This is a genomic window from Actinomadura sp. WAC 06369 (genome assembly GCF_003947565.1).
GTDB lineage: Bacteria > Actinomycetota > Actinomycetes > Streptosporangiales > Streptosporangiaceae > Spirillospora > Spirillospora rifamycini.
The window spans coordinates 23212-31460 of sequence record NZ_QHJN01000098.1 but is presented as its reverse complement, the minus strand read 5'-3'; the positions used below and the strand labels follow the sequence as shown (position 1 = coordinate 31460).

At 75.9% G+C, this 8249-nt stretch carries 4 protein-coding genes; 2 read left to right on the top strand and 2 right to left on the bottom strand.

Features of this window, described 5'->3' with window-relative positions; genetic code table 11:
* Positions 1–110 precede the first annotated feature (110 nt).
* Positions 111–3086 (top strand): glycoside hydrolase family 3 protein, encoded by a 2976-nt coding sequence (locus DMH08_RS24615; protein ID WP_233617779.1) that lies wholly within the window; start codon positions 111–113, stop codon positions 3084–3086.
* 85 nt (positions 3087–3171) lie between these two features.
* On the opposite strand, the gene DMH08_RS24610 is transcribed toward DMH08_RS24615, so the two are convergent.
* Positions 3172–4077 (bottom strand): NAD(P)-dependent oxidoreductase, encoded by a 906-nt coding sequence (locus tag DMH08_RS24610; RefSeq protein ID WP_125617992.1) that lies wholly within the window; start codon positions 4075–4077, stop codon positions 3172–3174.
* Between the two features lie 75 nt (positions 4078–4152).
* On the opposite strand from DMH08_RS24610, the gene DMH08_RS24605 reads away from it, so the two are divergent.
* Complete coding sequence (locus tag DMH08_RS24605) at positions 4153–7329, top strand: BTAD domain-containing putative transcriptional regulator (protein WP_125617990.1); 3177 nt, start codon at positions 4153–4155, stop codon at positions 7327–7329.
* On the opposite strand, the gene DMH08_RS24600 is transcribed toward DMH08_RS24605, so the two are convergent.
* Positions 7304–7921: an SAM-dependent methyltransferase gene (locus DMH08_RS24600; RefSeq protein ID WP_125617988.1), complete on the bottom strand. Its 618-nt coding sequence runs from the start codon at positions 7919–7921 to the stop codon at positions 7304–7306. The two genes, DMH08_RS24605 and DMH08_RS24600, sit on opposite strands and share 26 nt — an antisense overlap.
* Positions 7922–8249: the final 328 nt, after the last annotated feature.

The window sequence follows — 8249 nt, the reverse complement described above, 5'->3', positions numbered from 1 at the left end:
TTCGGCTGAGCTTCAACCTTGCTCCTTGGGTGGACTCGCCCCCGATGATCGGTTTGTCGAAGCGCTTCGACAAACCGATCATCGGGGGCGAGTCCACCCAAGGAGCAAGGTTGAAGCTCAGCCGAAGCAGACCCCGTTCCCCCGGCCGGCGCAGCCGGCCGCTGACCCTCGTCCTGGCCGCCGCGCTCGCGGCGCCGCTCCTCCACGCGGCCCCGGCGGCGGCCCGCGACGGCCTCCCGTTCCGCGACCCCGGCCTGCCCGTCGCCGCCCGCGTCGACGACCTGCTGGGCCGGCTCACGCTCGACGAGAAGCTCGGGCTGCTGCACCAGTACCAGGCGCCGGTCCCGCGCCTGGGCATCGGCCGGTTCAAGACCGGGACCGAGGCCCTGCACGGGCTCGCCTGGACCACCGACGTCCACGCGGGCGGCGCCGTCCGCACCGCGAAGGCGACCGTGTTCCCGCAGTCCGTCGGCCTCGGCGCCACCTGGGACCCGGCGCTGCTGAAGGAGGTCGGCTCCGTCGTCGGCGACGAGGCCCGCGGCCACCACGGCGAGAACCCGGACGTCTGGGGTCTGCAGCTGTGGGCGCCGGTCGTGAACCTGCTGCGCGACCCGCGCTGGGGCCGCAACGAGGAGGGCTACTCCGAGGACCCGCTGCTCACCGGCCTGCTCGCGACCGCCTACGGCCGCGGCATGCGCGGCGACGACCCGGACCGCCTCAAGACGGCGCCCGTCCTCAAGCACTACCTCGCGAACAACAACGAGTACAAGCGCACCGAGACGTCCTCCTCCCTGCGGCCGCGCACGAAGAAGGAGTACTACGAGGCGCCGTTCCGGATGCCGGTCTCCAACGAGGCGGTCACCGGCATCATGACGGCGTACAACAAGGTGAACGGCCGTCCCGCGACGGTCACGCCGGACGCCGCCGGGCTCGTCCGGTCGTGGACGGACGAGACGCTGTTCAACGTCACCGACGCCGGCGGCCCGAACAACCTCATCGGCTCGCAGAACTACTTCCCCGACCTGCCCACCGCGAACGCCGCCACCCTCAAGGCGGGCGTGGACAGCTTCACGGTCGACGACACGAACTCGGCCACGACGATCGACTCGGTCAGGACGGCCCTCGACCGGGGGCTGCTCACCGAGGCCGACATCGACGAGGCCGTCGGCCACATCCTGAACATCCGGGTGCGGCTCGGCGAGTTCGACCCCGACGGCGGCCCGCACGCCGGCATCGGCATGGAGGTCGTGGACAGCCCCGAGCACCGCGCGCTGGCCCGCAAGGCCGCCGTCGAGCAGATGGTGCTGCTCAAGAACGAGAAGAAGGCGCTGCCCGTCGCCGCCGGGGACAAGGTCGCCGTCGTCGGCCCGCTGTCCGACACCCTCTACACCGACTGGTACTCCGGCGCCCTCCCCTACGAGGTCACCCCGGTGGACGGCGTCCGCGCCAAGGCCGGCGCGGAGAACGTCACCACCAGCGAGGGCGTCGACCGCATCGCGCTCAAGGACGTCCGGACCGGCGAGTACGTCGCGGGCGGCACCGGCGCCGACGGGGCCGTCCTCAAGACGGGCCCGACCACCCCGGACGCCACCGCCCAGTTCGACGTGTTCGACTGGGGCCAGGGCATCGTCACGCTGCGCAGCGTCGCCAACGGCAAGACCGTCGGCCGCCACGACTGGGGATCGAACTTCTCCAACAGCCAGGCGCAGCCGAACGGCTGGTTCGTCCAGCAGATGTTCGCGCTGGAGGAGCAGGCCGGCGGCACCGTGCTGCTGCGCTACGCCGGGTACGAGAACCCGGCCGACCCGTACGTGAAGGTGCTGGACGACGGGACGCTCGCCCTCGCGGCCAAGGCCGACGCCACCCCGCTCGCCAAGGAGGTCGTCGGCAGCGGCACCGAGTCCGCCGTGGCCGCCGCGAAGCGGGCGGACACCGCGGTCGTCGTGGTCGGCAGCATGCCGTTCATCAACGGCCGCGAGGACCACGACCGCACCTCGATGGGCCTCGCCGAGGGGCAGCTGGAGCTGGTCAAGGCCGTCCGGAAGGCGAACCCGAACACGGTCGTCGTCGTGGAGAACAGCTACCCGACCACGCTGACCTGGGCGGACGCGAACGTCCCGGCGATCCTGTGGACGAGCCACGCCGGCGCCGAGACGGGCAACGCGCTCGCCGACGTCCTGTTCGGCGACGAGAACCCGTCCGGCAAGCTGCCGCAGACCTGGTACCGGTCGGAGAAGCAGCTCCCGAGCATCCTCGAATACGACATCATCGAGCACGACCGCACGTACCAGTACTTCAAGGGCGACCCCCTGTACGCGTTCGGGTACGGGCTCTCCTACACGACGTTCCGCTACGGGAAGCCGAAGCTGAGCCGTCACTCGATGGGCGCCGACGGCACGATCGAGGTCACCGTCCCGGTCACCAACACCGGGAAGCGCACCGGCGAGGAGGTCGTCCAGCTCTACACCCGCCAGCGGAAGTCGCGGGTGAAGCAGCCGGTGAAGGAGCTCCGCGACTTCGCCAAGGTCGAGCTGGCGCCGGGGCAGACGAAGCGGGTGACGCTCGAGGTCAAGGCGTCCGACCTGGCGTTCTGGGACGTCACGCGGAACCGGTGGGCCGTCGAGCGCGCCGGGCACGACGTGCTGGTCGGCGCGTCGTCCGGCGACGTCCGGCAGCGGGCGAGGATCGAGGTCCGGGGCGAGCGGATCCCGGCCCGCGACCTGTCCGCGCCGACCCGCGCCGCCGACTTCGACGACCACGACGGCGCCGTCCTGGCCGACGAGACCAAGGCGGACGGCGACGTCGTCGCCGGTGCCGCGGGCGCCTGGATCGCGTTCGAGGACGCCGACCTCGGCCGCGGCGCCGGGCGGATCACCGCCCGCGTCGCCGGGACCGCCGCGACCGCGATCGAGGTGCGGCTCGGTTCGCCGGACGGCCGCCGCGTCGGCACCCTCGACGTGCCGGCCACCGGCGGCGTCTACGCCTACAGGGAGGTCACCGCCGACCTGCGGCGGGCCCACGGCAGGCAGGACGTCTACCTGGTGTTCCGCGGCGAGGCCCGCCTGAGCGGGTTCACGCTGGAGTAGTCCGCGCCCCGCGGCGCAGCGGGCGCAGCCCGCCCCGGGCGACCCCGGGGCGGGCACCCCCGCCCGTCGGCGGGTCCGGTACCGCTCAGGCGCGGCCGCGGAAGACCTCGATGAGGCTCGCGTAGCTCGCCCCCGCGTGGCCCGCCTGGACGGCGCGCTCCGCGAGGGCCTGGATGCGGGCCGGCCAGTCGGTGTCGATGCCCGCGGCCGCGCTCTCCCGCACCAGGTACTTCATCGTCGCGATATGGGTGTCGAGGGAGGCGTCCTCGGCGGGGTAGCCGCCACGGTCGATCTGCGCGGCGTAGGCGGTGGCGAACCCGGACACGCTCGAGACCCACTGCACGGCGAACGGCGCGAAGTCGCTCGCCTTCACCCCGGCGGCGCCCAGCAGCGCCGAGCCGTGCAGGAAGGCGTTCAGCGTTCCCCACATGATGCCGAGCAGCGCGACGTCGTACAGGGACGCCAGGCCGGGATCGGCGCCGAAGAAGGTCGCGCTGCCGAGCCGCCCGAGGGTCTCCCGGTGCTTCTCGAACGCGTCCGGGGAGCCGCTGTACAGCAGGAACGCCTCCGGCCGGCCGATCACCTCGGGGGTGGCCATGATCGCGCCGTCCAGCCGGTCGGCCGTCCAGCCGGCGATCTCGCGGGCCTCCTCGGCGGTGCCGGAGGTGAGGTTGACCAGGGTCCGGCCGGCCAGGCCCGCCCGGTGCGGGCCGACGGCCTCGCGGACCGCGTCCGCGTCGGCGAGGCAGACGATGATCAGCGAGCCGTCCCGGACGGCGTCGCCGACGGTGGGCGCGAGCGTCGCGCCCCGCGCGACCAGGTCGTCGGCCTTGGCGGCCGTGCGGTTCCAGACGGTCGTCGGGTGCCCCGCGGCCAGGAGCGCGGACGCCAGGGCGCGGCCCATCAGCCCCAGCCCGATGACGGTCACGGACTCCAGGGCGGATTCGTTGGCGAGTTCGTTGGCAAGTTCGTCGGTATGTGCGTCGGTCATGGCACGAGCCTGGCCGGGGCGGGTTCCGGTCCGTCTCCGGAAAAGTTGCGGTCGCCGTATCGGTAGCGTGAGCGGGTGCGATTCGGGGTGTTGGGGCCGCTGGAGGTGCGGACGGCGGACGGCCGCCTCGTCCGCGTCCGCGAGACCAGGGTGCGGGCCCTGCTGGCGGATCTGCTGGCGCGGCGCGGGCACGTCGTGTCGGCGGACCGGCTCCTCGACGACCTGTGGGGCGACGCGCCCCCCGCCGGCGGCGTCCGCACCGTCCGGTCGAAGGTGTCGCTGCTGCGGCGGGTCCTGGAGGAGGCCGAGCCCGGGGGACGCGGCCTGCTGGTGTCCCGCCCGCCGGGCTACCTGCTGCAGGTGGCGGACGACGCGGTGGACGCCGGGCGGTTCGAGGAACTGCTGCGCCGGGCCCGGACGGCCGGCGACCCGGGCGCGCGGGCGCGGCTGCTCGCCGAGGCGCTCGGGACGTGGCGCGGCACGGCGGCCTTCGCCGACTTCGCCGACGCGGCGTTCGTCCGGGGGGAGGCGGCGCGGCTCGAGGAGCGGCGCCTGGCGGCGCTGGAGGACCTCGCCGAAGCCCGCCTCGAACTGGGCGAGCACGGGGCGGCCGCGGGCGACCTGGCCGAAGCCGTCGCGGCGCACCCCTTCCGGGAGCGGCTGCGGACGCTGCACGCCCTCGCCCTGTACCGGGCCGGCCGCCAGGGGGACGCCCTGGCGAGCCTCGGCGACCTGCGCGACCGGCTCCGCGACGAACTCGGGCTCGACCCCGGACCCGGGGCGTCCGGCCTGTACGAGGCGATCCTCCGCCGGGACCCGGCGCTGCTCCCGGCCGCCGCGCCCGCGCCCCGGCCCCGCGGCGACCTGCCCGTCCCGCCCACCGGCCTGGTCGGCCGGGAGGGCGAGGTGCGCCGGGTGGGCGAGCTGCTGGATTCTGCGCGGCTGGTGACGCTGACCGGGCCGGGCGGCGTCGGCAAGACCCGGCTGGCGCTGGAGGTGGCGGCGCGGCGGGCCGGGGACTTCCCGGACGGCGTCCGGCTGGTGGAGCTCGCCGAGGCCCGCACCGGCGCCGAGGCGGGCGAGGCCGTCGCCGCGAGCCTGGAACTGCGCGACGCCGCCCGGGCGGGCGCGCGCCCCCCGGCGGAGCGGATCGCCGACGCCGTCGCGGGACGCCGGATGCTGCTCGTGCTCGACAACTGCGAGCACGTGGTGGAGCCGGTGGCCGCGCTGGCGGCGCGCCTGCTGCGGGCGGCGCCGGACGTGCGGCTGCTCGCCACCGGCCGCGAGCCGCTGGCGATCGGCGGCGAGCGGCTGTGGCCGGTGCCGCCGCTCGACCTGCCCGAGCCGGACGCCGCCGGGCCGGAGCGGTCGAGCGCCGTTCGGCTGTTCGTGGAGCGCGCGACGGCCGCCGCGCCCGGCTTCGCGCTGGGGCCGGGCAACGCGGCGGCGGTCGCGGCGATCTGCCGGCGCCTCGACGGGATCCCCCTCGCGCTCGAACTGGCGGCCACCCGCGTCCGCGTGCTGGACGTGCACGATCTCGCCGCCCGGCTGGACGACCGGTTCCGGGTGCTGACGGCGGGCGTCCGCGACGCCCCGGCGCGGCAGCGCACGCTGCGCGCGGTGATCGACTGGAGCTGGGGCCTGCTGACCGACGCCGAACGGGTCGTGCTGCGCCGCCTGGCCGTGTGCGCGGGCGGCTGCACGCTGGAGACGGCCGAGGCGGTCTGCGCGGACGGGACGGACGGGGGAGTGCGCGCCGCGGACGTCCTCGACCTGCTCGGCAGGCTCGTCGACCGCTCCCTGGTGGTGCACCGGGACGGCCGGTACCGGCTGCTGGAGTCGGTGGCGGCCTACGCGAACGAGCGGCTCGCCGAGTCCGGGGAGCGGGAGGCCGTCCGCGAACGCCACCTCGCCCGGCTCCTGGAGTTCGCCGAGCGCGCCGAGCCGCGGCTGCGCGGGCACCGGCAGCGGGAGTGGCTCGATCGGCTGGACGCCGAGGCGGCGGGGCTGCGCGCCGCGCTGGAGCACGCCGTCCGCCGCGGGCCGGGCGACCCGGCGCTGCGGCTGGTGAACGCGCTCGGCTGGTACTGGTTCCTGCGCGGCCGGTTCGCCGAGGCGCGCCGCTCGTTCGATCTCGCCCTCACCGCCGGCGGGGCCGCGCACCTGCGGGCGGCGGCCCGGATGTGGCGCGCCGGGATCTCGCTGCTGCTTCCGGACGGTCTCGCCGCGCCGCCCCGGTCCACCGGGGAGCCGGCCGGGCCCGCGGAGCACGCGGCTGCGGAGAGCGACCCGCCGGGCGTCGCCCGCGCGCGGTGGTTCCTCGCGTTGAGCAGGGTCGGCTTCGGTGACGCCCGGGCGACGCTCGGCCTCGCCGACCGGGCGCTCGCGCGGTTCCGGGCCCACGGCGACCGGTGGGGCGCGGCCGCCGCGCGCACCGTCCGCGCCGAGGTGCTGGCGGGCCTGGGCGAGCCGGACCGGGCGCGCGGCGACGCGGAAGGCGCCCTGGCGGTGTTCCGCGAGCTCGGCGACCGGTGGGGCGAGTCGCGCGCCGCGTGCGTCCTGGCCGATCTGGCCGAGTTCGCCGGCGACTACGCGACCGCCGGGCGCCTGCGCCGGGAGGCGCTCGGCCGCGCCGAGGAACTGCGGCTGTGGAACGACGCGGCGGACACCCTGGCGCGCCTCGGCCGGACCGCCCTGCTCACCGGCGACCTCGAAAGCGCCGAGGACCTGCACCGGCGCGCCGGGCGGCTGGCGGCGGCGCACTCCTACCGGCGCGGCGAGGAGTTCGCCGAGACCGGGCTCGGCATGGTGGCGCGCCGGCGGGGCCGGCTGGACGAGGCCGAGGCGCGCCTGCGCCGCTGGCTCGACTGGTGCCGCCGCTGGGAGGGCGACCTCGGAACCGCGTTCATCCTGGCCGAGCTCGGGTTCATCGCCGAGCTGCGCGGTGCCGCCGCCGAGGCGCTGGCGCTGCACCGGGAGGGCCTGCGGTACGCCCGCCGGACCGGCGATCCGCGGGCGCTCGCCCGCGGGCTCGAAGGACTCGCGGGCGCGCACGTCCTCGACGGCCGCGCCGCGGAGGCCGTCCGGCTGCTCGGCGAGGCCGCCGCCGCGCGCGAGTCCGTCGGCCTGCCGCTGCCGCCCGCGGAGCGCGGCGACGTCGACCGGATCGCCGCCGCCGCCCGCCGGGCCCTGGACCCGGCGGGCGGCGCGGCCGCCGAGCCCGGCGTCAGCCCGTGCGGCGGACCGCGATGACGTTGTCGAGCAGGACGCCGGCCTGCCCGTCGGGCCCGGTCGCCTCGCGCTCGTGGACGCCGCACCGCTCGGTCGTCCACGCGGACGCGTCGAGCGCGAGGTCGGCGAACGTCTCGTCGGCCGTGGGGAACCGGTGGTCGTGGTGGTCCGACCACGGCGGCGCGGCGGCGTGCTCGACGATCAACAGCAGCCCGCCGGGCGCGACGGCGGCGGCCGCCGACCGCAGGATCTCGGCGCGCGGCCAGTCCAGCGGGGACTGCAGGAACTGCGCCGACACGAGGTCGTACGAGCCCGCGGGGAAGCTGTGCCCGAGGTCGTGCCGCTCGAACGCGACGCGCGCCTCGACCCCCGCCTCCTTCGCGTGCGCCGCCCCGCGGCCGAGGGCGACGGTGGAGACGTCCACGGCCGTCACGCTCCAGCCGCGGCGGGCGAGCCAGATCGCGTCGGCGCCCTCACCGCAGCCGAGGTCGAGCGCGGCGCCCGGCTCCAGCGGCTCGACCACGCTCACCAGCACGGGGTTCGGGTTGCCGCTCCACACCCGGTCGCGGGCGCGGTAGAGCTCCTCCCAGAACTCCTCGGTCTCGTTGCTCATCGGGTACCTCCTGTCGGTGCGGTGCCCGCATCTTCGGCAACGGACACCGCTTCAGGCAAACCCGTTTGCCGTACCGGCAAACCTGTGACCGATGCGTACCCCGATGCGCCCTGTGCGCCGCTCCGAGCGCGCGACCCGACCGCCCCGCCCGCGACCTGGGACTCTTCCGAACGGCTTTACAGACACCACTGTCTATTGGAGACTTCTCCCCGGCGGTGCCGGGGAACCGGAAGCCGGGATCGGCCATGCCCGCGCCAGGGCACGGCCCGCCCGGCGTGCGATCGGTGATCCGGCGTGGGCGAGCGACGCAGGGGATGCCATGTCACAT